General features: G+C 57.5%; 22 protein-coding genes and 3 pseudogenes. 12 read left to right on the forward strand and 13 right to left on the reverse strand.

Going from position 1 to position 26,707, the window contains the following annotated elements; translation table 11 throughout:
• Window positions 1–14: 14 nt before the first annotated feature.
• Both mhpB and JFV26_RS00735 read right to left on the reverse strand, forming a co-directional pair.
• Window positions 15–968, reverse strand: a complete 954-nt coding sequence (gene mhpB / locus JFV26_RS00730; RefSeq protein WP_201188835.1) for a 3-carboxyethylcatechol 2,3-dioxygenase — start codon at window positions 966–968, stop codon at window positions 15–17.
• Between the two features lies 1 nt (window position 969).
• Window positions 970–2,628 carry a bifunctional 3-(3-hydroxy-phenyl)propionate/3-hydroxycinnamic acid hydroxylase gene (locus JFV26_RS00735; RefSeq protein ID WP_201188837.1) on the reverse strand — a complete coding sequence of 553 codons (1,659 nt, stop codon included), beginning with the start codon at window positions 2,626–2,628 and terminating at the stop codon, window positions 970–972.
• A gap of 134 nt (window positions 2,629–2,762) precedes the next feature.
• Here JFV26_RS00735 and JFV26_RS00740 point away from each other — a divergent pair, with 134 nt between their 5' ends.
• Both JFV26_RS00740 and JFV26_RS00745 read left to right on the forward strand, forming a co-directional pair.
• A complete protein-coding gene (locus tag JFV26_RS00740) occupies window positions 2,763–3,539 on the forward strand; it encodes a DNA-binding transcriptional regulator (RefSeq protein ID WP_201188839.1) in 777 nt (258 codons plus the stop codon).
• A gap of 132 nt (window positions 3,540–3,671) precedes the next feature.
• Window positions 3,672–4,454 (forward strand): HAD-IIB family hydrolase, encoded by a 783-nt coding sequence (locus tag JFV26_RS00745; RefSeq protein ID WP_201188841.1) that lies wholly within the window; start codon window positions 3,672–3,674, stop codon window positions 4,452–4,454.
• 97 nt (window positions 4,455–4,551) lie between these two features.
• On the opposite strand, the gene JFV26_RS00750 is transcribed toward JFV26_RS00745, so the two are convergent.
• The 5 genes and pseudogenes from JFV26_RS00750 to JFV26_RS00770 form a co-directional block, all read right to left on the reverse strand.
• Complete coding sequence (locus tag JFV26_RS00750; RefSeq protein ID WP_201188843.1) at window positions 4,552–6,252, reverse strand: FAD-dependent oxidoreductase; 1,701 nt, start codon at window positions 6,250–6,252, stop codon at window positions 4,552–4,554.
• A 6-nt stretch (window positions 6,253–6,258) separates the two neighbouring features.
• On the reverse strand, window positions 6,259–7,617 hold the full coding sequence (locus JFV26_RS00755; RefSeq protein WP_201188845.1) for an MFS transporter: 1,359 nt from the start codon (window positions 7,615–7,617) through the stop codon (window positions 6,259–6,261).
• A gap of 75 nt (window positions 7,618–7,692) precedes the next feature.
• A complete protein-coding gene (locus tag JFV26_RS00760; protein ID WP_201188847.1) occupies window positions 7,693–8,013 on the reverse strand; it encodes an NIPSNAP family protein in 321 nt (106 codons plus the stop codon).
• Window positions 7,982–9,761, reverse strand: a pseudogene (locus JFV26_RS00765) (FAD-dependent oxidoreductase). Before JFV26_RS00765 ends, JFV26_RS00760 begins: the two are co-directional and overlap by 32 nt.
• 33 nt (window positions 9,762–9,794) lie before the next feature.
• Window positions 9,795–10,610 carry a shikimate dehydrogenase family protein gene (locus JFV26_RS00770; RefSeq protein WP_201189009.1) on the reverse strand — a complete coding sequence of 272 codons (816 nt, stop codon included), beginning with the start codon at window positions 10,608–10,610 and terminating at the stop codon, window positions 9,795–9,797.
• Window positions 10,611–10,755: 145 nt separating this feature from the next.
• Between JFV26_RS00770 and JFV26_RS00775 the strand changes: the two genes are divergently transcribed.
• Window positions 10,756–11,529 carry an IclR family transcriptional regulator domain-containing protein gene (locus tag JFV26_RS00775; RefSeq protein ID WP_201188848.1) on the forward strand — a complete coding sequence of 258 codons (774 nt, stop codon included), beginning with the start codon at window positions 10,756–10,758 and terminating at the stop codon, window positions 11,527–11,529.
• Between the two features lie 4 nt (window positions 11,530–11,533).
• Here the strand turns inward: JFV26_RS00775 and JFV26_RS00780 are convergent, their stop codons facing one another.
• Window positions 11,534–12,421, reverse strand: a complete 888-nt coding sequence (locus JFV26_RS00780) for a helix-turn-helix domain-containing protein (protein ID WP_201188850.1) — start codon at window positions 12,419–12,421, stop codon at window positions 11,534–11,536.
• Between the two features lie 338 nt (window positions 12,422–12,759).
• Between JFV26_RS00780 and JFV26_RS00785 the strand changes: the two genes are divergently transcribed.
• From JFV26_RS00785 to JFV26_RS00820, 8 genes and pseudogenes are all read left to right on the forward strand, one after another.
• A complete protein-coding gene (locus JFV26_RS00785) occupies window positions 12,760–14,034 on the forward strand; it encodes an OprD family porin (protein WP_242487704.1) in 1,275 nt (424 codons plus the stop codon).
• 246 nt (window positions 14,035–14,280) lie between these two features.
• Entirely contained in the window at window positions 14,281–16,677 is a 2,397-nt protein-coding gene (locus JFV26_RS00790) for a membrane-bound PQQ-dependent dehydrogenase, glucose/quinate/shikimate family (RefSeq protein WP_201188852.1), read from the forward strand.
• Between the two features lie 314 nt (window positions 16,678–16,991).
• Complete coding sequence (locus JFV26_RS00795) at window positions 16,992–17,831, forward strand: SDR family NAD(P)-dependent oxidoreductase (RefSeq protein ID WP_201188854.1); 840 nt, start codon at window positions 16,992–16,994, stop codon at window positions 17,829–17,831.
• 116 nt (window positions 17,832–17,947) lie between these two features.
• Window positions 17,948–19,693 carry an FAD-dependent oxidoreductase gene (locus JFV26_RS00800; protein ID WP_201188856.1) on the forward strand — a complete coding sequence of 582 codons (1,746 nt, stop codon included), beginning with the start codon at window positions 17,948–17,950 and terminating at the stop codon, window positions 19,691–19,693.
• Window positions 19,693–20,025, forward strand: a complete 333-nt coding sequence (locus tag JFV26_RS00805; protein WP_201188861.1) for an NIPSNAP family protein — start codon at window positions 19,693–19,695, stop codon at window positions 20,023–20,025. The genes JFV26_RS00800 and JFV26_RS00805 overlap by 1 nt, the downstream gene beginning before the upstream one ends.
• Before the next feature lie 82 nt (window positions 20,026–20,107).
• Window positions 20,108–21,468, forward strand: a pseudogene (locus JFV26_RS00810) (MFS transporter).
• 311 nt (window positions 21,469–21,779) lie between these two features.
• Entirely contained in the window at window positions 21,780–22,469 is a 690-nt protein-coding gene (aqpZ, locus tag JFV26_RS00815) for an aquaporin Z (protein ID WP_201188863.1), read from the forward strand.
• Between the two features lie 216 nt (window positions 22,470–22,685).
• Window positions 22,686–22,859 (forward strand): annotated as a pseudogene (locus JFV26_RS00820) (transporter); the annotation flags it as partial.
• A 510-nt stretch (window positions 22,860–23,369) separates the two neighbouring features.
• Here JFV26_RS00820 and JFV26_RS00825 read toward each other — a convergent pair.
• On the reverse strand, window positions 23,370–24,044 hold the full coding sequence (locus JFV26_RS00825) for a polysaccharide lyase family 7 protein (RefSeq protein WP_201188865.1): 675 nt from the start codon (window positions 24,042–24,044) through the stop codon (window positions 23,370–23,372).
• A 302-nt stretch (window positions 24,045–24,346) separates the two neighbouring features.
• On the opposite strand from JFV26_RS00825, the gene JFV26_RS34065 reads away from it, so the two are divergent.
• Window positions 24,347–24,481, forward strand: coding sequence for a hypothetical protein (locus JFV26_RS34065; protein ID WP_274610312.1), 135 nt, complete (start codon window positions 24,347–24,349; stop codon window positions 24,479–24,481).
• 35 nt (window positions 24,482–24,516) lie between these two features.
• Here JFV26_RS34065 and JFV26_RS00830 read toward each other — a convergent pair whose 3' ends face one another.
• The 4 genes from JFV26_RS00830 to JFV26_RS00845 form a co-directional block, all read right to left on the reverse strand.
• Window positions 24,517–24,720, reverse strand: a complete 204-nt coding sequence (locus tag JFV26_RS00830; RefSeq protein WP_201188867.1) for a hypothetical protein — start codon at window positions 24,718–24,720, stop codon at window positions 24,517–24,519.
• Between the two features lie 312 nt (window positions 24,721–25,032).
• Window positions 25,033–25,314, reverse strand: coding sequence for a DUF1654 domain-containing protein (locus tag JFV26_RS00835; protein WP_446739886.1), 282 nt, complete (start codon window positions 25,312–25,314; stop codon window positions 25,033–25,035).
• A 178-nt stretch (window positions 25,315–25,492) separates the two neighbouring features.
• The gene (locus JFV26_RS00840) at window positions 25,493–25,828 is read right to left on the reverse strand and encodes a c-type cytochrome (protein WP_201188869.1); all 336 of its coding nucleotides are present in this window, start codon (window positions 25,826–25,828) and stop codon (window positions 25,493–25,495) included.
• 549 nt (window positions 25,829–26,377) lie between these two features.
• The gene (locus JFV26_RS00845) at window positions 26,378–26,623 is read right to left on the reverse strand and encodes a hypothetical protein (protein ID WP_201188870.1); all 246 of its coding nucleotides are present in this window, start codon (window positions 26,621–26,623) and stop codon (window positions 26,378–26,380) included.
• Window positions 26,624–26,707: the final 84 nt, after the last annotated feature.

Genomic DNA, 26,707 nt, shown 5'->3' on the forward strand with positions numbered 1-26,707 from the left:
ACAGTTCCTCGGATTCAGTGGTTGTTGTTCAGCGGCTGGGCGCCAAGGGCGGCGAAGCCTGCGATCCATTCGGGAATCGGACGGTAGTAGCGGCCTTCGCTCTGATAAGGGCCGAAGGCGGATAGTGCAGCGAAGGCAGCGACCCAGGTTTTCACTTCGTGGGTGGACTTGCCGGCCAATGCCGACAGCTCGTCATTGCCCAGCGCATCGAGGTCGCTCAGCCGCCCCTGTTCGAGGGTGTCGAGAAACTGCCGGTCCCACGTAGGGTTGAGCGGGTGCAGGCTGTATTGGTCTTCGACGAAATCCAGGGCTGCCTGAATGACCCGCTGCTGACGCGCCTGGCGTTCATCGGCAGGCAAGTTGCGGCCGCTGCCCATCAGGCGATCGGCCATGCGCGCATCGACCCTCGCCAGTTCCGGAACCGGAGGCTGGTGGGACAAACCACCGGAAGCCAGAAACATCACGCGTTTGTTCAGCGTCAGCGCCCACTGGCCGATGGCTTCACCGAGCAGGCGCGCACGTTTGAAACCGGGCAAAGGCACGGCCACTGAGTTGATGAACACCGGAATCACCGGGCAGCTTTGCAAACCGCCAAGCAATAATTCCAGCGGCTGGGCGAACGCGTGATCGACCTGCATACGATAGGAAACGGCAGCGTCGACACCCGCATCGAGGACCGCCTGGGCGCAGGATTCGGCCAGCGCTTTGGGTACGTCCAAGGGGCCGGCGGCGGTGTCGAAATCACCGATGGCGTGGGCGGCCATGCCGATGCAGAAGGCCGGCATCACGTCGTAGAAAAAACCGTTGTAGTGGTCGGGGCCGAAGAGCACGATTAGCTCCGGGTCGAAGCGGGTGATGCGCTCGCGGGCGTCGGCGATCATGCCGTCGACTTCGGCCAGCACGTCAGGCGTCGGGTCGACGTAACCCACCAGCGGCGTGTGCGACAAGCAGTGCAGATAGGCGCTCATCTCAGGCCACCTTGCTGGCAATGATCGCCGCGGCAGGTGGCGGCAATGCCTTGAGGGCCAGGGCCAGTTGATCGCAGGTCTGGCCGACGGTTTGCGGAATGGCCAGCCCGGCAAGGAAGCGGTCCGGGCGCACCAGGGCGATGGACGCCGAACCTCGGGCGAACCATTCCTTGAGACGGCCGGTGCTGTCGCCGATGCGAATCACACCCTGGCTAACGTCACTGACGGCTTTGAGCTGGACGTCTGGCAACACTTGGATAAAGCGTGTGCCCAGTGCTTGCCATTGTTCTTTCTGTGCAGCCGTCAGGCCCCAGGTCGGGTCGCAGCCCCAGGCGATGATCGCGAAGTGCTCGCCGATCACTTCATCCAGCAATACCGTATCGCCGGCTTCGGTCAGCACCCGAGGCTGAATGAACATCTTGCCCACGGGGGAGCGTTTTTCGCTGGGTACGATCAAGGCACCCTGGGTGTATTGCGGCATCGGTTTGAAGCGCATTTCCACGAAGTAGCGTTTGACCGGTGGCACATAGTTAAGCAGCCACGATACGCCATCGCGCAGGTTGCCTTGCCAGCGCTTGGGCGGTGCCAACACGTGGCCGGCGAGCACGGAAAGGTCAATCATCGCCTTGGCGTGGTCACGGCGTTCCTGTTCATAGCTGTCGAGCAGGCTGTCGGCGGCCAGGCCCTTGATCACCAGTGACAGTTTCCAGGCAAGGTTGGAGGCATCGCGCATACCGCTGTTGTAACCCTGGCCTTGCCATACTGGCATGATGTGCGCGGCGTCACCGGCCAGCAGCACCCGGCCCTCACGGAACCGCCCGGCCAGGCGGGCGTTGTGGGTATAGACGCGGCTGCGGATCAATTCGATGTTGTCCGGGTTCGGCAGCACCTTGCCGAGAAGTTTGCGCATGTTCTCCGGTTTGCTCAGCTCGGCTTCGGTCTCACCGGGCATCACCATGAACTCAAAACGGCGCACGCCATGGGGCAGGGCGGCGGAAACGTAAGGGCGTACCGGGTCGCAGCACAGATAAACATGCGGCGTGCTCAACGGGTCGTTGGCAATGTCGACTACGATCCACTGATTTGGCGCGGTTTTGCCTTCGAAGCTGATGTCCAGGCTGCGCCGAACCAGGCTATTGCCGCCATCGCAACCAATCAGATACCGGGCATGCAGGCGTTCGCTGCGGCCGTTCTGATCCTTGAGGTTGAGCACCACAGCGCTGTCGCTTTGTTCAAAGCTGTCGAGCTCACGGCTGAACAGCACCTTGACGTTGGCAAAACGCTGCAAGCCTTCGAACAGGACACGGTCGGCCAAGGGCTGGATGAAAGCATTGCGCCGCGACCAGCCGAACTCATCGGTCCTGGGCTGTATGTCGGCAAAGCAGCGACCCTTGGGCGTCAGGAAGCGCATGGCGTGCCAGGGGGTAGTGTGCGGCAGCACGTTGTCGGCCAGACCGACGGCCTGGAACGTACGCAGGCTTTCGTCGTCCAGACCGATAGCGCGGGGGTAATCGATCAGGCTGTCGAGCTTTTCCACTATGGTGACATTCACACCACATTGGCCCAGGTAATTGGCGATCATCAAGCCAACAGGACCGGCGCCGACGATCGCGACGTCGGTGGTCAGTTCCAATGTGGAAGGCGTGGGGGCAGAACTCATGGGTATCTCCGTACAGCGCTTTTGGATTTCTTGTTGGGCGCAGTATGGAAATCGCAGGGCTGGTCGACAACGACAACCCTTGATAGTGTGCACTAGGTGCACATCGTTGATTTATAACAATAATGGAGCCATCCATGAGTGACACAGAATACAAGTCCGTACGTGGGCTGATGCGCGGTCTGGCTCTGATCAATAGCTTGAACCGCTTCGATGGCGGGGCCAGCACGGTGCAACTGGCCGAGCAGATCGGACTGCATCGCACCACGGTCCGACGGTTGCTGGAGACCTTGCAGGCAGAAGGTTATGTGCGGCGCAGTGAGTCAGATGACAGCTATCGACTGACGTTGAAGGTACGCGAACTCAGTGAAGGTTTTCGCGATGAGCAATGGATCTCCTCAATCGCCGCACCCTTGCTCGGTGAGTTGCTGCAGAAAGTCGTCTGGCCCACCGACCTGTGCACACTGGACGGCGATGCCATGGTGATTCGCGAGACGACCCATCGCTTCAGCCGCCTGTCGTTTCACCGCTCCATGGTTGGCCGGCGTCTGCCGTTGCTGATGACCGCGACGGGGCGCGCGTACTTTGCGTACTGCTCGCCCGCTGAGCGAGAAGAACTGATTGAGTTGATGATCAGCCGTGAAGATGAACAGTCGGTGCTGGCGGCGGATCGTCGTTTTGTCGATCGGCTGGTGGAGCACACCTTGGCCAAAGGGTATGGCGAAAACAACTCGCACTGGGGCCTGGAACGCAAGATTGCCGCCATTGCGATCCCGGTCATGCACGAGGAACGGGTCATGGGCTGCCTGAACCTGGTGTACATCGCCAAGGCGATGCCCATTGAGGAAGCGGCGCGCCGTTATCTGCCGGCGATGCAGGGTGTAGTGAAACAGATCCAGGCTCAATTGGGCTGATGTTGCCTGCGTTGAAAGCCAATTCACCAAGTAAAGCTTACTGGCGTTCCACCGACAGAAAACATCAGAACTGGCCGTCACCGAATTGGGTTCGGTATTCTGCGGCTTTTCTCCAAACGGTATGAAAATCCTATGCGTCCACTGACCGATCACGCACCAGACACATTTGCCTCTATACGATTCGTTTTGACTGATATGGATGAGACGCTGACTCACCGTGGGCGTTTGGCAGCCGCTACCTATGAGGCGTTGGAGCGTCTCCAGGCAAGCGGCATTAAGGTGATACCTGTGACTGCCGCACCTTCCGGATGGTGTGATCAAATGGCTCGGATGTGGCCAGTGGATGGTGTTATTGGGGAGAACGGTGGACTGTTTTTCAGACGCGGCACGGACTCCCATAAACTCGTGCGGGACTATTGGCATGACGGCGATCAGGCCACCCTCGCACATCAAAAAAGAAAGCAGCTCATAGAGTTTGTCCTGGACCGATTGCCTTGGGCCCGCCTGGCGGAAGACCAGGATTTTCGACAGACAAGTGTGGCATTTGAACTACCCGGCGAGGATGCCCATCGCCAAGCGTTGGGCGATGCCCTGAGTGCCGCCGGTGCCGAGCATACGTTTAATAACCTATGGGCGTTGGGCTGGTTTGGGGCCTACGACAAACTGACCATGGCGCGACGCGTCCTGCACCGGATCTACGGACTTGGCACCGAGCAAATGTTGGACAAGGTTTTCTACAGTGGTGACTCGCTCAATGACGGCCCAATGTTTAATTTTTTTCGGCATACCTTGGGTGTCAGTACCATTCAGGAGTGCCTGCATCAATTACCGAAAGCGCCGGCCTGGATTAGCACCGGGCCTGGAGGGGCTGGATTCGTGGAGGCAGCTGAGGCGATCTTGGCCTGTCAGCGTTAAACGCCTATAAGTCCCGCGTTGCCGGCGCAGTAATCCTGTACTGCTGTGCGTAAAGCAATCAGTCGGATCAGAACCTATAGCGGCTGCCTCCTTCTGCCTACTCTGAACATCCGGCAAGTATTCTTCCGGCAATGTAGCCAAACGTCATGCCCGGGCCGAGGGTGATGCCGCCGCTTGGGTAGTAACCGTTCATGATGCTGTTCATATCATTGCCCACGGCGAATAAGCCGGGGATCGGCGCATCATGTTTATCCAATACCCGAGCACAGGCATCCGTGTTCAAACCGGCGAAAGTCCCCAGACTGCCGGGCACCAGCTTCACGGCGTAGAACGGCCCTTGGCGCAGGCTGCCCAATGAAGGGTTGGGGTTGTGCAGCACGTCTCCTTGAGCTTTGTTGTACAACGACTCGCCGCGATCGAAGAGTTGATCGTGACCTTCCTCGGCGCCCTGATTGAATGCGCTGACTGTGACTTGGAGTTGCTTCGCATCAATCCCGCATTGGCGCGCCAGTCCGATCAAGGTCGGATCCTTGAGCAGGTAGCCTTGGCGTACGTAGGATGCCGTCGGAAAAGGAAATGGCTTGGACCAGCCCAGACCATAGCGTCGCTGGGCACGATGGTCGCAGATCAGCCAGGACACCGGCGTTTCTTCCGGCCTGGTGACATTGAACAGTGCACACATGTAATCGTGATAGGAGTTGGCTTCATTGACGAAGCGCTGACCATCCTGGCGCACGGCGAGGAAGCCCGGCTTGGCCCGATCCATCAGATGCGGGAAGCCGCTGAAACCACCGTCTGCTCGCGGCACCCGGGACACCGGCGCCCAGGCCGCGGCGTGCGGCAGGTCGGATACAACACCTGCCCCGACGCTTTCGCCCAGGCGCAGGCCGTCGCCAGTATTGCCCTTGGGTGCGGCGCTCAAGTGCTCGGTGCCATTGGGTGCATGGGCAAACAGGCTGGCAATGCGCTGTTGGTCGTGTGGGAAACCGCCACAGGCGAGCACGACACCACACCGCGCACGAATTTCGACCAGTTGCCCCGCCCGTTCGATGCGTGCCCCGACCACGCGATCATCCCTGTTCAGCAGCGCTCTCACCGGCGCATCCGTCAGCAGACGGACGTTGCGATCCAGCGCGCTTTTCAGCAAACGGGCGACCAGTGCGTTGCCGTTCACCAGGTGCATGCCTCGGCCATGCCTGATCAGGTCATGGGCATGGCGCAACAGACGCTTGCCGGCGTAGAACAGTGAGTTCGCAGACCTGCTGGCATTGAGGAAATGATTGAGGTCAGCGCCGCCGGCGATGCCCATGCCGGCGAGGCTGATGACGTCGAGCGGGCGCCGAAGTTTGTTGATCCAGGGTCCTAGTCGACGGCCGTCGAACGGTAGGGCGCAGACCGAGCGGCCACCTTTGGAGTAGCCTTCGCTGGCGTGAAAGTCCGGCATCTTGCTGCCGGAGAAAAACTGTACCTCGGTATGACGCTGAAAGAACTCGACCATCTTCGGACCTTGCTCCAGATACTTCTCCACTCGCGGATCAAGCACGTCGCAGTGCAGTTCATTGCGTAGGTAGATCCGGGACTGCTCGATGCCTTCAACTATTCCGTCGGCGATGGCCAGTGGGTTGCGCGGAACCCATAACCAGCCTCCCGACCAGGCACTGGTACCACCCAGTTGCGGCTCCTTTTCAACCACAATGACGTCCAGGCCGAGTTCGGCGGCGGTGACCGCCGCTGCCAGCCCCGACGCTCCAGAACCGACGATCAGAACATCACAGAGTATTGGGTCGCTGTTGTGCATAGAGGGTTACCGCAAAGAGGAATGAGGTTGGGCCAGGCCGGCGGGTTGTGTCAGGCTGCCTTTGATGAATACCGCGATGCCAGCAATCAGGGCCGGAACTGCCAGAGCCGCGAAGACCGTATCGAATGACCAGCCAGCACCGAGCATGTGAGCGCCGGCGAAGCCGCTAGCGATTGATCCCAGCCCGCCGATGCCTCGCATCCAGCTGACACCGGTGGCGCGCGCCGGCGTGGGATAGAAGTTGGCCGACAGCGCATACATGCAGGCGTTACCACCATTCATGCAGAAGCCCGCCGCAGCGGCGAGTACCGCGAACAATGCGAAACCGTGGTTAGCGGTGCCGATCAGGAAAATCGCCAGGCCACCCAACAAGTAAGTTAGCGCCAGTGTGTGGTGCGGGTTGCGGCGATCAATGAACCAGCCGAGAAACAGCGAGCCGAAGGTTCCGCCAAACTGGAACAAAGCAGTGATCAGCGCAGCATCACTGACACTCAGGCCATTGTCTTTGATCAATGTCGGCAACCAGCTACCGAGCAGGTAGACCAGGAACAACCCCATGAAATAGGTCAGCCAAAGCAGCAGCGTCCCGGTGAAGAAACCCTTGGACAGAATTCGCCCCACCGGGCTGGCGCGAGGGCGTTCGACCTCGTCGATTGTGAACCGTGTCTGGTCGTTTGCGAGTTCTGGTGCCAAACGCTGCATGATCCGTGCACTGCCTTGTTGGCTCTGCACCGGACGTCGGGTGACTAGCCAGCGCAGGGACTCCGGCAAGCCGGCGATCAACAATGGCAACGCCAGCAGCGGCAATAAACCACCTATGAGCATTACGCTCTGCCAGCCAAAAAGGGGGATCACATAGGCCGAGGTAAAACCGCCCGCAGCCGCGCCGAAGGTGAAGCCACTGAGGACCAAGGTGATCAGCATCGAGCGTCGATGGAGCGGGGTGTATTCGCTGACCAGAGTACCTGCATTCGGCATGGCCGCGCCCAGACCAAGACCGGCCAACAGCCGCAGGACTTCCATCCATTCCAGGTTCGGGGCGAAGGCCGAGGCGAGGGTTAGCGCACCGAAGAACGCCACAGCGCAAATCAGCACAGGCTTGCGTCCCAGGCGGTCGGCCAACGGTCCGGCAATCAACGCGCCGATGGCCACGCCAATCAAAGCCGCACTCATCACGGGTCCCAGGTCCAGCTTGCTGACCGCCCATTCACGGGCCAGTTCGGGGGCGATGAAACCCATGATTGCGGCGTCGAAACCGTCCAGCGCAATCACCAGGAAACACAACACGACAATCCGCCACTGAAGGCGACTCATAGGGCGGGCGTTGATCAACTGGTCAACATTGATCGATTGCAAGGTGCTCATGGCGACCTCCATTATTATTTTTATTAGCGATGGCTGGCCGCTCCTTGTCAGAAGCGGCTCAACGCTGCTGCGGGGCTACTTCAATGGCGAAAAATCGGTCGGACGCAGCAGTCGAGATTCCAGGGTTACCACCGCGTCCAGTTCCTTGTTCTGCCGTGCGAATGCCTGCCAGCGTGGGTCGGCAGCCATGGCGTTGCGACGGGTAATACGGTCGTCGAGACTGGTATAGCCCCAGATATGCACCACCTGATTGGCTTCGCCGAATTCGGTTGTGAAGAAGCCAACCAGATTGCCCAGATGCTCTTCCTGCACGGCCAGAGCGGCACTTTTGTAAAGAGCCAGCCAATCGGCGAGTCTGGTCGGTTTAAGGGTGTAGGTGCGCAGTTCGTAGTACATGGTTTTCTCCAGTGCGGGATGGGTGTACAGCGGTGTTTTCGAGGTGGCTGGCGATATCGCTTGCTGCGAGGTAGCCGAAGGTGATGCCTGGGCCGAGGGTAATTCCGGGGCCAGGGTAGGTGCCGTTCATGATCGAATTCATTTCATTGCCAGCGGCGTAAAGGCCGGGGATTGGAGTGCCGCCCTGATCCAACACGTTGGCCTGGCCATTGGTGACTAGCCCGCGGGCGGAGCCGAGATCTCCGGTAAACAACCGGATCGCGTAATAGGGCGCCTTACGCAGTGGTTTGATGCACGGGTTGGGATGGTGTAACGGGTCACCCATATAGCGGTTGTAGGCTGTGCTGCCCTTGCCGAATTGTCTGTCGACGCCTTGCTCCGCATCGGCGTTGTACTGCGACAGAGTCTCTTCCAGGGCGCGCGCATCAATACCGACAGCGCTGGCTAACCCGGCCAGGCTGTCGGCACGCAGCAGGTAACCGGCGTCGATCAACGCGCTGTTGTCGACCGGCCGCGGTCGCGCCAGACCCATGCCGTAGTTGTTCAGAGCATCGGCATCACAGATCAGCCAGCAGGGCGCATTTGCGCCGCCGTTGGCGAACATGCCTTCGACGAAACAGTGATAGGAGTTGGACTCATTGACGAAACGCAGGCCGGCGCGGTTGACCGCGATCACGCCGGGCTTGGCGCGATCAGTGACCAGATGAGGGAAGCGCTCCAGGCTGCCATCGGACTTGCGTAGTACCGAGACCGGGGCCCAGAAAAAATTCGCTGCAAGGTGTTCACCGATAGCCGCTTTGACGGAGGCGGCCAGCCGCTGTCCGTCGCCCACATTGCCAGGTGGCGACAGGGTCCAGTGTTCCGAATCAGTTGCCGGGCGCTGCTCGGCGGCCTTTGGGCTGGCGGCAAAACCACCCATGGCCAGCACCACGCCCCCTCTGGCGAAAACCGATCGGGTTTGGCCGCGCCACGCTAATCTGGACACCCTTAACCGTTCCCTGTTTGACGATCAATGATTCGGGCACCGCTTGTAGCCACAGTTCGACGCCATTGGCCAAGGCTGTGGTGGCCAGACGGGCGATCAAGGCGTTTCCGACGGTCAGACGTGTGCCGCGCGGATGGCTGAGGCGGTCGACGGCATAACGTCCCATCAGTTTCAGGCAGTGCCAGAGGGATTTTGGCGAGCGCTTGAAACTGAGGAAATGCTGGATATCGACCCGATTGACCATCATGCCGCCGAACAGCAGCATCCCGTCCGGAGGTCTTTTCAGGTCTTTGAAATGCTCACCCAGTCGGCGCCCGTCATACTCGTCGATTTCCAGCGCGCGGCCGGCCTGCGTACCGCCGGGAAGGTCCGGGTAATAGTCGGGCGACAGCGGCCGTAAGCTGTATTTGAGTTCGCTGTGGGTTTCCAGATAACGCAGAGCTTCACGGCCCTGCTCGATAAAGGTCTCGATCAACTCAAGGTTGTAGCCGGTACCAATAACCTCCTTGAGGTAGAGACGCATCTGCTCGGCGGGCAGATGGTGCCCGGCCGCGCGGGCCTGGTCGGTGTCGTGAAGCCAGACGGCACCACCGGAAATCGCCGAAGTGCCACCGAAGGCTTCGGTCTTTTCCACGAGCAAAACCTTAAGACCGCGACAACTGGCGGTTACCGCCGTGGCAAAACCGGCGGCACCGCTGCCCAGAACAATCACATCATAGGTCAAGCTGGCGTTCGCCGAAGACAGGGACGTCGTCGTGTTCATTGTCTATCACCTGTTAAGGACAGCGCTGGAGGTTCAGATCTCCAGCGGTGTCACGCCCATGAAATGACCGAGGTTGCCCAGTTGTGCCAAGGCCATTTCCGGACCGGCCTGGATCGGGCAGCCCATGCGGCGGGCGAAGGCGAGAAACGGTGTAATTGCCGGCGAGGTCACCACATCAGCCACCAGCGTTGTGGTTTGAAGGGTTTCCATCAGGGCTACTGGTAACGGCATCGGCCCATTAACCGTGGCGCCCATACCAACCGGCGATGCGTTGACTACCAGGTCGAACGGCTCCAGTGAGGTCGGGTTTGCACCGATGACAATCTTGGGAAAGTCGCGGCGCAAAAGATCACCGAAGGCCTCGACGCGCTCTTGGCTGAGGTCGCTAATGACCAAGTGGCTGACCCCGGCCTGGCACAGCGAATAGGCAATCGCGCTACCGACGCCGCCCGTACCGATCACCAGAGCCTGTTTGTGTTGAGGGGCAAAATTGTGCTTGCGCGCGGCATTGAGAAAGCCATCGCCGTCAACGATATCGCCCACCAGCCGACCGTCGGCCTCACGGCGGATCACATTGACCGAGCACAGTGCGATCGAGCGTTCACTGAGCACGTCCAGGCGGCTGGCGAGCAGTTGTTTGTAAGGGACGGTCACCACGCAGCCGCGCAGGTTTTGCCAACCGCGCAGGGTTTGGACGAAATCATCCAGCGCGCTCTGCTGCAGGTCGATGGCGAGCATGGCGATGTTCTGCTGGTGGTCGGCGAACCAGCGGTTGAAGTTTTCCGGAGACTTCACCTGGGCAATGGGTGAGCCGACGATGGCGACCAGTTCAGTCGAACCTTGAATCATGTGGAATTCCCGCTTATTGGCTGTGTTGTGGGCCGATACTGCAAGCGGGGGGCGAAACGGACAATCAATCGGAATGGCGAATTTATTGATAATCGCATTCACAGTGCGATAATCGCTGCCTAACTCCAACAAAGTATCCAAGTCGATGAAGCAGCCAAACATCCACTCACGGGATTTGATTGTCGGCCTCCAGAAGGGGCTGGCGTTGTTGCAGCTTTTCTCCCAGGAGCATCCACGCTTGAGCGTGCCCGACGCTGCCAGGCTGGCTGATATGACTCAGAGCGCCGCCAGACGCTTTTTACTCACCCTGGTGCATGACGACTTTGCACAGACCGATGGTCGTTACTACTGGTTAACCGCCAAGACGTTGCGCATCGGCCAGGCTTATGTCGATTCGGCGGTATTACCGCGCATGTTGCGGCCGATCGTCGAGCAAGTGGCGCGAACCACCCAGGAGCATGTATCGGTGGGTGTTCGCGACGGTGACGATATCGTCCATATCGTGCGTAGCCGTTACAGCCATATCACCTCGATGTCGATCCGCCCTGGCTCACGAGTGCCGATGTATTGCACTGGCAGCGGCCGGCTTTGGCTGGCGAGCCTTTCGGCGCAGGAGCTTGAGGCGTATTTCACTCGCAATACGCCACGCGCCATAACCCCTTACACCGTGACCGATCAAGCGCAGATCTGTGCCGAAATTGCCTTGGCGAACGAGCGCGGCTATGTCCTGGTGGATCAGGAATATGAAGTGGGCATGCGGGTATTGAGCGTGCCGCTGAGTGATCGGGAAGGTCAGTTGCAGGCAACGTTGACCCTCACCACGCATGCCTCGCGCATGACCCTCGACGAGATGCGCGAGCGTTATCTATCAACGCTGTACGAGGGGCAGGCGCTGCTACGGCCAATCATGACTCTTTGAGCGTTCAGCGGCCCGAGGCCCGGGCCTCCAGACGAAATTCACTGGGACTGTGCTGGGAGTGTTTGCGAAAAAAACGGCTGAAATAACCGACATCAGAAAAGCCCATGCCGTGGGCTATTTGCTTAACACTCTGGTGTGAATGGGCTAGCTCGCGCTTGGCCTCGAGGATCAACCGGGCGTTTATCAGGGTCATGGGCGTCGTGCCCAACTGCTCATGGCACAGTCGCCCTAGAGTGACAACGGTGATACCCAGGCGATTGGCGTAGTCATTGAGCGACAGGTGTTCGCGAAAATGTCGATTCACCAGTTCGCGAAAAGCAATGATCTGCTGGCTGCGCCGATCATGGTGGTGCACAGGCAAACCGTCCTTGTACTCGCCCAGGCGCAGCATCTGGATCACCAGCGCGAGCAGCAATGACATGCTGCACGCGACGTGTTCCCTGCCACGGCTATGATATTCCTCGTACAACGCCCGATACAGCGGCTCCAGCGGGTCATCGGCGGGCTCCCAATGCGGCAGGGCGACGATGCAGGGCTTCTGGATCTGCGGTAACAGGCCGGGGGAGAGCACTTGGACGATGCTTTCCAGCGGGTGCTGGACGGCTGTGATCACATGCCCGTCGACCCGTCCGTGCCAGGCGAAGCCATGGACGATCTGCTCAGGGATGAACAGCAGACATGGGGCCTTGACCTGGACCCGTTGGTTATCCAGCAGCACTTCACCTCCACCGCTTTGCAGGTACAGCATCTGCAATAACCCATCGTGTCGATGGGCGGCGATTTCCCAGTTGTAGGCGCCGGAGCGTAGGGAGATCGATTCGACATGCAACGATTCATGCCAGATCGGCGGCGCCAATTCACCGTACAGGGCGTAGTAGGGGATTTTGTTCATTATTTTTATGTTCTACGGGAGCACGTGTTTCTACCTTAACGAAGAATTCGTGCGTTAGGCAATGCACGTTTGATTTGTCGTAAAAGTTTCTATGATTGTTGGTTTTGTCCATTTTGTGAGAGGGGCCGCACTTTTATCCTGAGTGTCGGCCATTGCCTCTGATGTATCAATTTAACGGGGCATTGGCTCCCTGCTGTATAGGGGGGACTCCAGCAATCAAAGTTGTGCTTGTCGAGATCGATACTGACCAGTGCTAACTCGCCCTTGCCGATGATGGTTGAGTATTTAACGTTTTAAGTGCCATTTGGCCTGGCCTTAAGTTTATAGAGACCTATTGAATGACCTTAAATCTCATGGGTGAGAAATTAGCCGGGTGTATCACTTTAATGCTCGGTACGTTATTGTCGTTGCAATCCTCAGCTGCAGGCGCTGAAGGGTTTTCCGACGACACCAAGATCGATCTGACGCTTAAGAACTTTTACCAGAATCGTAATTTCCTGGGCAATAACGTTGCCCAGGGACAAGCGGTGGAATGGGTTCAATTTTTCACCCTGGATGTTCGTTCAGGCTATACGTCAGGGCCGCTCGGCTTTGGAGTGGATATGATCGGCCAACTGGGTATCAAACTAGACGGTAGCCCGGGCACCAGTGGCACGCAACTGCTGCCGCCGGGCTCTCCCGACGATGTCAGTCGTATCGATCCCGCCGTTAAGATCAAGTATTCGAAGACGGTCCTCAAGGTTGGCGACACGGTAATGAATTTACCGATCCTACGCTCTGACCCCGGCCGCGCTAAACTGCAGACCTATGAGGGCGCCACGCTCACTTCGCAGGAAATTGAAAACCTGACGTTATATGCCGGTCAGATTCGTGCCACCAGCCTACGTAACTCCATCGATATGGACAGCAACCTCACTTACGGAGGCGCGATATCAGATCGATTCAACTATGTGGGGGGCGAGTACCACTTTAACCAGAACCGCACGATGATTGGCCTCTGGAATGCGCAGCTCAAGGATATCTACCAGCAGCAGTTCATCAACCTGACTCATACCCAACCGCTTGGCGACTGGGTGCTGGGCAGTAATGTGGGGGTGTTCTTCGGCAAAGATGACGGAAGTGCGCGTGCTGGTGATCTGGACAACAAAACAATCACCGGTTTGTTCTCTGCCAAGTACGGCATGCATACATTTTACGTTGGCTTGCAAAAGGTGGGAGGCAACAGTTCCTGGATGCGCGTCGGCGCAACCGATGGGACCAGCGGCGGCGGGAGTTTGGCCAATGATAACCTCAACTCCAGCTTCGACCGTGAAGACGAACGCTCCTGGCAACTTCGTTACGATCTGGACTTCGCTCAAATGGGAGTGCCAGGCCTTACTGTCTCAAACCGTTATATCCGGGGCGACAATGTCAGGGTTAGAGATAGTGGCATCGGCAATGGTACGGAGTCCGAACGCGAACTTTTTATCAGTTATACCGTGCAATCTGGAAGTTTTAAAAATCTGAACGTTGTCTGGAAGAACTCAACCGCCCGTCATAGCTGGCGTACTAGCTCGACCAGTGACTTTGACGACAATCGCTTATTCATCAGTTACCCTATTTCGTTATTGTGAATGCGTCCTCATGCGTTTGACAATTGTGACAATGCTTCAATAATAAGCGGGTTGTCTGATCTGTTTACTTGCAGTTTTGAGCGCGGTGGCTCTGTAGAGTGTTTCGGCCATTCGCGAATCATTTATTACTGTTTCGTAAACTATTTGTTGGCTTTAAAAATATTCGTGAATGAACGACTGCCGTCACTAAACCGATGGTGGAGGGTTCAATCATGGCTTTAGCACATTCGTGAACAGGTGGACTCGATGGATACCTCACATAGCCTCGGAAAATATGCGAATCGTATTTTCCTGCTTATTATTTTAATTTCAGGCGTCATCCTGGCGCTCGGCGGCATAAAGCTACTGTCACTGGGGGGGTCTTATTATTATCTGATTACCGGTGCCTGCTTGGCTGTGGCCGCAGTATTAATGTGGCGAGGTAACGCTTGGGGGGCCTGGCTCTATGTCGCCACGCTGTTGTGGACTCTGGTCTGGGCGTTGGCGATTGGCGGCATTGATTTTTGGGGGCTGCTTGGTCGTCTGGCGTTTTCCTTCGTATTGGGCCTATGGCTGCTGACACCCTGGTTTCGCCGCTCGATGGTCGCAGGGCCACGTTCTCTCGTCCTTGGCCGGGCCGCTGTAGCCGGCCTGTTTGGTCTGTTGCTGGTAGTGATCGTCACCGGTTTTGTGCAAGGCGACAAGTTTGAAACCGCCGCCACTGAGTCCTTACCGCCAGCGGAAAAAATGGACCTCGATGGCAAGGATTGGAAAGCCTATGGCAAGGACGAATCCGGTACGCGTTTCTCTCCACTTGATCAGATCAATACGGGCAACGTAAAGAACCTTGAAGAGGCCTGGACCTATCGCACTGGTGACTATCCTCCACCTGACAAGGGCAAGAAGCGTCGTTTGGAAGTGACGCCGCTGAAGGTTGGCGACACCCTGTACTTGTGCACCCCACGCAGTGACATTGTGGCCTTGGATGCCGAAACCGGAAAAGTCCGCTGGAGGCACAATACCAGCAGCAACCTCACCGGTATCTCCGGCTCGGTGGCCTGTCGCGGTGTTGCGTATTACGAAGTACCAGGCGCTGGTGGGCGCTCCAGCCCGACGGCTTGTGCTACACGGATCTATTCGCCTACCGTCGACGCACGACTGGTTGCGGTGGACGCCATGACTGGAGAGTCCTGCCAGGACTTCGGCAACAAAGGTGAGATTGATCTCAAGCGGGGCCTGGGTGACGTCATTCCCGGTTATGCATTCGTAAGCTCGGCACCGTTGGTGTTGCGCGGCAAACTGGTCGTCGGTGGCTGGATCACTGATGGACAATTCGTCGGCGAACCCGGCGGAGTGATTCGTGCCTATGACGCGCTCAGTGGCAAGTTTTCATGGGCCTATGATCCGGGTAACCCGAACGATCGTGCAGAACCGGCCGAAGGCCAAAGCTACGTGCGTGGTACGCCGAACTCCTGGGGCCCAAGCAGCGGCGACGAGCAACTGGGTCTGGTTTACCTGCCTACCGGTAACGCCGGCCCGGACTATTTCGCAGCGCAGCGCAGCCAAGAGTCTGACGCTTATGCCAGCTCCGTGGTTGCACTGGACATCGAAACCGGTAACAAGCGCTGGCTGTTTCAGACGACCCACCATGATGTCTGGGACTACGATGTGGGCTCGCAACCGACGCTAATCGATCTGGAAATAAACGGTCAAAAAGTACCCGCGTTGCTGCAACCAACCAAGCGCGGCCAGGTCTTTGTTCTGGATCGACGTACAGGCAAGCCTTTGTCCGAAGTGAAGGAACTGCCCGCGCCACAGGAAAATGCGGTGCCCGAAGAACACTTGGCGGCGACCCAGCCGTACTCGGTTGGCATGCCGGCCTTCGACGGCTACCAGTTTCCGTTTAACGAGAACAGCATGTGGGGCGTTACCCCGTTTGACGAGATGATGTGCCGTATAAAATTCAAAGAGGCGCGCTTCAACGGTCCCATGACCAACCCTGGTACCGACCACTACATCACCATGCCTGGCTCATTGGGCGGGGTAAACTGGGGCAGCGTGTCGGTTGATCCCGAACGTAAGCTGATGATCGTCAATTGGTCGCGTGTAGCCATGTACAACCGCCTGATTCCCCGAGCAGAAGCCGACGCCTTGGGCCTCAAACCTGACATTGGCGCTGGGGCAGATGTGGCAGGTGGCGTACCTCAAGCTGGCACACCTTATGCGGCCGATATCAGCCCCTTCATGTCGATACTCGGTGCGCCATGCCTTAATCCGCCTTATGGCCTTGTCACGGCGGTCGACCTCAACACCAGGAAAGTGGTGTGGAGCAAGCGCTTGGACACCACACGCGACAGCGGTCTGTTCGGGATAAAAACGCATCTTCCTATTCCTATGGGTACTCCAAACCTTGGCGGTTCCTTGACCACCCGAGGCGGTCTGGTGTTCATCTCTGGTGGTCAGGAACTGTCGCTACGAGCAATGGACCTGCGTACCGGCAACGTATTGTGGAGGGGCCGTTTGCCCGCAGGCGGCCAGGCAACCCCCATGACTTATATCTCACCGCAAAGTGGTGATCAGTTTGTGGTCATGGCGGCTGGGGGGCACAACCTGATGTTGACTCAGCCGGGAGACTCCATCGTGGCTTACAGGCTGAAGAAATAGAGCGCTGATTCAGGCGGTGTGAAAAAACGCTGAAGGTGCTTCAAGCTAACGCCTCGACTAGTTCGGGGCGTTTGCTTTTGTGCGGGCAGCAAGCGAGTGCCTGAGCGTGCTCGAGGTCGTCGGCTGATCGCCATGACCCGAATCGCCGCTCGGCGGTTTTTGCGTACTTGTGGTTGACGACTTTGTCGTAAAAGTCTCGACGGTTGCCGGGTTTGTCCATTCTTGTGAGCCGCTGCGCGCTTCTATCCTGAACATCGCCCATTGCCTCGAGTGCAGTTGGGTGAACTGTCTAGAAGTGCGTGCTGGAGATAACAATGAACAATAATGATCTGCAGAAAAACTGGCTAAACCTCGACTCTATGGTCTGCGTGATCACAGGCGCCGCGGGCGGTATCGGTGCGGCGATTGCCGCCGCGCTGGTACGTCAGAATGCCCATGTGGTGTTGCTGGATCGCGACGAGCAGAAATGCCGCGAATTAGCCCTTGAACTGGCGCAAAAAAGTGAAGCGGATGTCTCGGTGTTGTACTGCGATATCGCCAATCCCCTCAGCGTGCAGCAGGCAGCCGAGCAGGTACAGGCGCTTCATGGGCGCTGCGATGTACTGATCAACAACGCCAGTGTGCTGCAGGCCGGAGCGCTCGAAGGGCTGTCCCTGGAAAACTGGAATCAGGTGCTGTCGGTCAACCTTACCGGTTATCTTTTATGTGCCCAGGCGTTCGGACGGATGATGCTGGCCCGGCAAAGCGGCAGCATTGTACATATCGCCTCGATTGCTGCGCATTACCCGCAAACCTTCAGCGGTGCCTACAGTGCGGCCAAGGCCGGAGTTGCGATGCTCTCCCGACAGATCGCTGCAGAGTGGGGCCCACGGGGCATACGCAGCAATGCCATCTGCCCGGGACTGATCCGCACGCCCTTGTCGGCAGCTTTCTACGAAGACCCCAAGGTCGAGCAGCAGCGCAAGGCGATGACGGCTAACCAACGGATCGGCGAGCCGGCGGACATCGCCGATGCTGTGCTGTTCCTTGCCAGCTCGCGGGCAAGTTATGTCAACGCTGCGGAGTTGACCGTCGATGGTGGTCTGGAAAGCATGTTGATGGCGTTGATTCCTCGTCCCGGTTTTGAGTCACCTGTGACCCGCCATCAGGCCTGACATCCGTTCGGCCGCCAGCGGCCGAATCCCGACTATCCCAGCATGCCCGTGCCCGTCGCTCAATCAATGTCGACGACGGCTTCCGTGCGGCTGGCTTCTATCGAGTGAGACTGACTATGACGACAACAAGTGATGTGATCCGCCGGTGCGATGTACTGGTGATCGGCGCCGGTGCCGGCGGCCTGGCGACCGCTATTACCGCCCGCAAGCAAGGGCTGGAAGTCATTGTGATCGAAAAGGACGCGTACTTCGGCGGCACTACCGCGTTTTCCGGCGGTGTGTTGTGGATTCCCGGCAACGGGTTGGCCAGGGCCAACGGCATCAAGGACAGCCGGGAAGCCGCACTGACCTACATGAAGAACGAAACGGGTGATTTCTACGATGCAGAGGCCGTCGACGCTTTTCTCGATAACGCGCCGCAAATGATCGACTTTTTTCAGCGCGAAACCGAGGTTCAGTTCATTCCGACCCTGTACCCGGACTATCATCCGCAGGTCGCCGGAGGCGTTGATATCGGCCGCTCGATCCTCGCCAGGCCTTTTGATATCCGCCAACTGGGTGCCGATATGGCGCGCCTGCGGCCGCCGCTCAAAACCATCACTTTTATCGGCATGATGTTCAATTCGTCGAATGCCGACCTGAAACATTTCTTCAATGCCACCAAATCTCTGACCTCGTTCCTCTATGTTGCAAAGCGTCTGGTGACCCATGCCAAGGAACTGCTGCTGTACCGGCGCGGTATTCAGGTTACGAGCGGCAATGCCTTGGCAGCTCGGCTGGCGAAGTCGGCGCTGGACCTGGGGATTCCGATTCTTACTCAAACCAGTGCCCAGCAACTGCTCAAAAGCGGGGGGCGAGTCAATGGGGTTGTCGCCCGAACAGAAGACGGCGTGGTGCAGTTTGAAGCACGCTACGGTGTAGTGCTGGCCAGCGGCGGCTTCTCCCATGATCAGCAACGGTTGAAGCAAGCCTATCCCCACGTACGCCGCGGCGGTGAGCATTTCTCGCCGGTGCCGCAGACCAACACGGGCGACGGCGCCCGAATGGCTGAAGCCCTGGGCGGCACAGTGGAAATCAAGCTCAAGGCGGCAGCCGCCTGGATGCCTGTGTCGAAAGTGCCGATGGGCAATGGAGGATTTACAGCCTTCCCGCATTTACTTGATCGCTACAAACCCGGGGTGATTGGTGTGACCCGCAATGGGCAACGTTTTACCAACGAATCCAACTCTTACCATGATGTTGGCGCCGCCATGATCGAGGCCTGTGCCGATCAGGCCGAAACCGCCATGTGGCTGGTCTGCGACCGTCGGACCATGGCCAAGTATGGTCTCGGTTATGCCAAACCGGCCCCTATGCCACTTGGTCAATTGTTGCGCAACGGTTACCTGCAAAGCGGTAAATCCCTGGCCGACCTGGCGCACAACGCCGGTCTCAATGCTGCCGGTCTGGAGCAGACGGTACGTGACTACAACCGTACTGCGGGGCAGGGTGTGGATCGGCAGTTCGGCCGTGGCACCACCACTTTCAACCGTTACCTCGCCGATCCGCAGAACCTGCCGAATCCGTGTGTGGCACCGATTGGCGACGGACCTTACTACGCCCTCAAGGTGATCATGGGCGACTTGGGGACCTTCGATGGCATCAAGACCAGCGTGCGCGGCGAGGTGCTCAATGACCAAGGGTGTGCGATTGATGGGCTATACGCGGTGGGCAATGATCGGGCGAGCATCATGGGCGGCAACTATCCCGCCGCCGGGATCACGCTCGGGCCCATCATGACCTTCGGTTATCTGACGGGCCTGCACTTGGCTCAGGTGGCTGCTGAAAAGCAAACCGACAGCGCTCGCAAGGATATTGCCTGATGAATCTCAAACCTGTTGTCGATCACCGCATTTACACCATCCGGCCACGCTGCATGGCCGAGTTCGTCGAGGTCTTTGATCGCTTGGCGATGCCCATCCTGATTGAGCATTTGGGGCCACCGCTGGGGTTTTACACCAGCAGCATCGGTCCGCTGAACCAGGTGGTGCACTTGTGGGGGTACGACAGTCTTGATGATTTCGAAAGGCGCAGCCTGGCGCGTGATACCGATCCGCGGTTCTCGATCTATCTGCAGGCCTCGGCACATCTGATCGTTGCCCAGGAAACCCGGATTATCCGTCCGGTGCGGTTCAACAGTCTCGAAAATATTTGAGCGAACCGCGGCCACCTTCGTTTCACCCAATAAAAAAGCGGGAGCAGTGATTGGGCGCCCCTACAACACAGAGGTGATTTTCATGCTGACAACCCAACCTATAGACATTCACGCGCTGATCAACAGCCGTGCCATCGGCAGCTTTCAGAAGTGGGTGGTGTTCCTCGGTTTCCTGATCATCGGTCTTGATGGCTTCGATGTGGCCATCATGGGCTTTATCGCTCCGCAGTTGAAAATTGACTGGGGCCTGAGCCATCAGCAATTGGGCCCGGTTTTGAGTGCGGCACTGATTGGCCTGGCTGTCGGCGCTCTGGTCGCCGGGCCGCTCGCCGACCGTTATGGGCGCAAGATTGTGCTGGTGAGCAGCGTATTTATATTCGGTCTGTGGACGCTGGCAACGGCCTTTTCCCCGGATATCAGCGCCATGGTGATACTGCGTTTCATGACCGGACTGGGCCTGGGTGCGGCAATGCCGAATGCCAGTACCCTGGTTTCGGAGTACGCGCCGCAGCGTAATCGTTCGTTCATTATCACCGTGGCCTTTTGCGGGTTTTCCGCGGGCGCCGCTGGTGGCGGTTTTCTTTCAGCCTGGATGATTCCTGCCTTTGGCTGGAAAAGCGTGCTGATTCTGGGCGGAGCCTTGCCGCTGATGGTAGCGCCGTTGTTGTATTTTAAACTGCCGGAGTCGGTGACCTTTCTGATCGCCAAGCAGGCGTCGAGCGCACGTATCCACGCCATTATGGAAAAACTTGCACCAGGTCTCAGTGACGCGAATTCGACCTTCTGCTTGCCTCTCAAATCGCTGACCCAGGTTTCAGGGGCGCAAATCGTGATGTCGCGCTCCTACCGTTTTGGCACCCTGATGTTGTGGAGCGGTTATATGCTGGCGTTGTTCCTGGTCTACCTGTTCAGCGGCTGGCTACCGACCCTGGTGAAGGAGGGGGTGGTTACAGCGTTGCGGACGCGGCCATTGTCACGGCTATGTTCCAGATTGGTGGGCCGGTAGGCGCGCTGTGTATCGGCTGGGGGATGGATCGCTGGAACAAATACCGTGTGCTGATGACCGTGTTCGTGTTGAGCGGCGGGGTGATCTACACCATCGGCCAAGCCACGGAGCACTTCTTCCTGCTGTGCCTGATCGCCTGGATGGTGGGGTTCTGTCTCAACGGCGCAAGCGTCGGCATGAATGCTCTGGCTGCCAACTTCTACCCCACCGAAGCCCGCGCCACCGGTGCCAGTTGGATGAGCGGTATTGGACGCATAGGAGCGATCCTCAGCGCTTTTGCCGGCGCGCAGATGCTCAGTTGGGGCTGGACCTTCGCCGAAGTATTCTCAGCGCTTGTGTTACCCGCCAGTCTGGCGGCCCTTGCGATTTATGGGCTGGGGCGCAGTGCCAAAGACGTGCTTGCCGACAGAAACGTTGTTTCTGCGCGAGGTCTTTGAAGTCGCTCTTCAGACGCTCTGGCGAATCCTCAAGCAATTCTGAACAAATATCGCAATTGTCCCCGACCGGCACAACCGGCTGTTAGTTTGCCGACCGTTGAGTTCAGGGATGACGGGGGCAATACCACCGCAGGACGCGCAGACGGAGGAACCCTGGTTCTGGCCGTAGTCGCAAGAGGCTCAGGATCGGCGCCTTGCGATCGATAAGACATAGACACACGGAGGTGTCATTCAACTCCTGGCGCTCGTCGCGTCAGCCTTTCTCTAATGTGAATTTTATCCTGCGACCTCAGGGTCGTGAGGGGTTGTGAATGAAGCAATACGGGGCAGAGTTTCTCGGTACGTTTTGGCTGGTGCTGGGGGGCTGCGGCAGTGCCGTGCTCGCGGCCGGCGTGCCGGCAGTGGGCATCGGCTATCTCGGTGTATCCCTGGCGTTTGGCTTGAGTGTGTTGACCATGGCCTATGCCATAGGGCCCATTTCCGGCGCCCACCTCAATCCGGCAGTTTCCATCGGTGTTTGGGTCGGTGGGCGGCTGCCCTCGCGCCAACTGTTGCCTTACATTCTTGCGCAAGTATTGGGTGGGCTTGTTGCCGGTGGTGTACTTTTTCTGATCGCTAGCGGCAAGGCCGGTTTTGATGTAAGTGCGGGCTTTGCTGCCAATGGTTATGGAGAACACTCGCCGGGGGGCTATTCGTTGTGGGCGGCCTTTATCTGTGAGGTCGTGTTGACGGGAGTGTTCGTGTTGATCATCTTGGGAGCTACGTCGGTACGCGCCGCTGCTGGATTTGCACCGCTGACCATTGGGCTTGCGCTAACCCTGATTCACTTGATCAGCATTCCGGTGACCAATACCTCGGTCAACCCCGCGCGCAGTACGGCGGTCGCATTCTATGTGGGCGACTGGGCGATGTCACAGCTCTGGCTGTTCTGGCTTGCGCCGATTCTCGGGGCGGTAGCGGGGGCGTTGGTTTATCGATTGATTGCCGGCGGGCGCGACTGAACATCTCCTTGCGTCAACCGGGGGCAGGGCGGTTACCAGAGGCGGCCCTGGCCCGAGCCTTTCCTTTTCTATTTGTCCTGTAGAAAACGCTTGAGCATCTTCAGGTCGCGACGTCTCTGGCGGAGTTGAAAAATATTGACCTTGTGGTGGCAACCCTCATCGAACGCGTATGGGGCATCGCGGTATTCGCGCCAAGGACAGAGCTCGCTTTCCGAATCAAGCTTCGAACTGGCGGACGAGCTCTATCGCGGCGGTTCGCAAAGCTGTCTCGAAGCCTTGGATGCCCAGCGTTGGTTGTACAGCGCGCAGCAGGAGCTGATTACCCGGTGTTTGGCAGAACAGAGCAACCGGGTGAACTTGGACAAAGTATTAGGGGGCGGTTGGAATTGACCGTCGATAGTTGCGCCGTGCTGGCCGATATCGTTCTGAGGATGATGGGCGCCGGGGTGTCCATCGATGCCTTTGGCGTGGTTTGTTCTTTGCTGGAGTGCCCTGTGTCAGTTGCTCTTCACCGATATCAAAACCTTGGCTCCACCATTAAGTCGGCCAGCTAAAACAAACCCCTGGGCCATAATAAGTACGTGATAACGCCGGTGGTTTCAGGCAGAACTCCATAAGTTGTGGTGACGCCTTCGCGGGCAAGCCTCGCTCCTACAGGTTTTGTGTCGTTCGCCAAACATGTGCACGACATCAATCCCTGTAGGAGCGAGGCTTGGCAATCTCCGTTTGATGCGAGAACCAACAAAACGCGGCTGCACTCATCCGTTCCGCTGTTCGCCGTTGGGCGCGCAGGGGAGTGCATGCGGATTTGGTCGGTATGAACTGCAGGGGAAGGATGAAGCAAGGCGAGCCAGCGGCCGGCTAATAAGTTGGGCCGCCAGCAAATAGCCGGAGCACAGATTAGACGTGATTCACGGATAGCTGGCTGACGACGCAAATCGAGCCATCGCTTGGCGGGGTGGCATCCGTGTAGTCAATTTGGTTGTAAATACCGCCATGGAAATCGAAAGATTTGGACATCCAGGAGCTGCCGAGTTGCAGGGTTGGGGAGGATGCGGACTTGCCGCCGACGCTGGCACTCACGACAACGACGCCAGCAGATGTGCCATGGATGCTCACCTGAAACTTCGCAGCTAACGCAACGTTGCCAAGCAGAAATTTAGGCGTTGGGTCGGCACCGTTGTAGTCCTTTCGAAACGCATAAGTGAGCGAGCCCTTCTCCCAAAACACCTTGATTGCCGGATCCACATCGCCCTGGACGTGCATCTGTGAAACCACGACCTTTTGCGCACCGTTGACCTTCACCAGTGTCATCTCTTGCTGGTTCCAATGGTCGGCAGCACTAGGCAGAGTCCAGTAATTCGACTCTTTCCATTCGCAGCGCGTTCGATGTGTACTCTTGCTTGATGCTCCCTTGGTGGGTGCTGTGAGCTGAATAGATCCATCTGCCAGCCGGATGATTACGGTAGGGCACACTTCCAGAGCCTTGTTGCCGTTCAACTCAAGCGCCACCGGGTTGGTGGCTGACGTCGGTAGTGGGGTAGCGATGTCGAAGTTACTGATATCTACAGTCATGATTGTCATCCTTGTCATGAGATTTGCACTCATCGGTTCCGCTGGTTGCCGTTGGGCGCGGAGGGGAGTGCATGCGGGGGAGGAGAAGGTGCTCAGCATTGGATTTGGCTTTTGGCTCGTTGTATCTCGCCAATGAATCATTGAGCTGACTCACGGTCATATCGCCGACCTTTACTTTTAGGACGTTCAAATGAAGCGTGCAGTAATAATGTTCATGGCCATTTCAGGCTCTCTCCTGTTGGGAGGCTGCGGGCCTCACTGGGACGACGGAGAAAGGTACGGTCGAGATCGGGGTTACGATCATGGTCGTGGATATGACCGAGGCGATGACGATGATCGAGGGCATGACCGCAGATATGATCGTCGTGACAATGATCAGGGGTATGATCGCAATCACGGTCGTGATCGTGATGAAAGAGACGACTAATCCGCGCTGACTTTCCTTTTGCGTTTCTCTTCGGTCATTTTTCCGCTAAGCACTGACACCAACGCTAATCTGTGAAATCCCGGGTCCGCTACTGGCGACGACCTGGGTTTGCGGCATCAGGTTGTCTTCGTGCGCAGGGGTGGCCTCCCGGAATTCCGACCAATGCGCGGTGGCATCCGGCGCTTCCTTTTGCTGCCAGCGCGCATCAAGCGCCAGGATCAGGAATTTCACTTTCTGTTCCGGTGTCATCGTCATTCCTCGGTTGTTTTCCCGATGTATCCGTCACCCGGTGCACAGTGAAACTTTCCGCCGTGATCCGCTGCTGGCGTCATTCACTGGTCTATCTCAAATTGTTCTTCCAGCCGCGGGCCTCTCGGCTTGTTCTCCCGCTGGATAACTGTTCTTGGCATTTTACACTGCACGCCCGGGTCAGTTGCCAACCCTCTGAACCGTTGAGGCCGGTTCATCGCTGCCTGTTCTTGTGTCACTAAAGAGTGGCGCGGCTTTCGCTGCTGGGCCGGTGTTGTGCTGGCTTGAGATGAATGTCAGGCATCGGCTAATTCAGTCGCAGTATTTCTGCCAGCCGATTCTGACGGCGCCGTCACAAAGGTGCTCAATGCTTGCACCGTTCACTTCTTCAATGTCTCGCATCACCTGTTGCCACGCCTCAGGGCTTTCGTCCTTTCGCCTGGATACGACGACTGCTTGTTTCTCCTGGACCGCAGGGGTCGCAATAAGCTGCTGTATTCGCCGACCAACAAGCTCATAGGAATTTCTGGGTTTAGATGCCTCGTTTGAGGACAGATGCACTTTGCGCTCCTTGCTTATGCTGTATGCATACACAGTATTGCTCCTGGCATATTCTGACAAGGGCGATTTGCAGGTCGAGCGTTTACGCATGAAAAAATAGCGAGGGGCAGGGGGTGAAAATCCTTTTGTCTGCTCAATCTGCGCTTTGGTCTTTGAGTGCTTTCTGAGACGTATGTCGCCGGAGATCAAGGCATCGGGTCGAGCTAGCGCACTATTTTTGCTGATGCAGGTATTTCTGAATGGCATCAATTTCAAGTTTGCTTGGCTTTGCACCGTTGTCAGCTTTGAGGCTGGCGTTAGCCCAATGCGGCATTGGCGCCTTTAGAGGCTTTCCGTGGTCGTCGATACCGCTCAACACGGCTCTCTCAAATACTTTCGATTTCCATTCACTGGCATCTCCGGCCAGCTTGGGCGCCGATCCTCCCATACCCCGAGGCCCGTGGCAGACACTGCAGTTATCTTGAAAAAGTGTTTCTCCATCTGGAGGTGAGGCCATTGCAGATGAGCAAGAGAGGAGGGCAGCGATCGTAAGAAATACGCATTTCATTTTAGGCTCCTTGGCGACCCAACAGTGACGTGGGCTGCTTAGGGGGCGCTAAGTGAAAGCGTAGCAGGAGGCGAGGGGACGAAGGCGCGAGAGGCAATGAAAGAGACGAAAAAGCCGGCGCTGGGCCGGGCTTTCTGTAGATGGAGCCAAATCCCTTTGGCTGATCGCATTGTGCCGGGTGGATGTGACGAAGACATGACATGGCAGATACAAGAGTTCGCGCAAAGTGGGCTTCCCGATGCCGCCCCTCGACGGCCGGCGGGCAGCTTTTTCCCGCTTGCGGACTGACTGCCTCTAAGTGGCCGCGATAAAGACCTGGAGTCTCTTGCAAGAGGCGCGGGGCGGTAATGGAACTCGAAAAGTGGGGTTCGTATTGTTCACACAAGTTACGGGTGCTCCATGGGAGTTCCGCTGTGGGTGATCAATGTCTTTGGGCTTGATTGGGGAGAGTATTTAAAATCCGACTCAGACAAGTAGGCCGCGTTAAGCAGCTTGAAACAGTTAGTGCCATACGCTAAAAGTATTTTTTAAAACTATGCAGGACGTCCTTTACCCCGTTTTAAGTGTTGATACAAATTCAGCCAGTGAAGGATCTTTTTCAGCGTTTTGCTTGTGCCTGCCGATGAAAATCCACTCGTCTTCTGCCCAAAAAATCCGTGTGGTTTTAGGTGATTTACAGTCAAACACAACCTGATAGATTCTCGTTTCGCGCTGCTGGACGACGACGCATTGTTCAAGGCAAACCAACAATCGCTGCCCTGGCTCCAGTGTCGGAGCATTGAGCGGGACACACATCTTAATTCCTGTTTTTCGCATGATGACTTTCGTCCTTAAAATTCAGAAACCGTATGCGTTAAATCAAAAGCAAAGGAGATCCGC

The organism is Pseudomonas sp. TH31, assembly GCF_016650815.1.
GTDB lineage: Bacteria > Pseudomonadota > Gammaproteobacteria > Pseudomonadales > Pseudomonadaceae > Aquipseudomonas.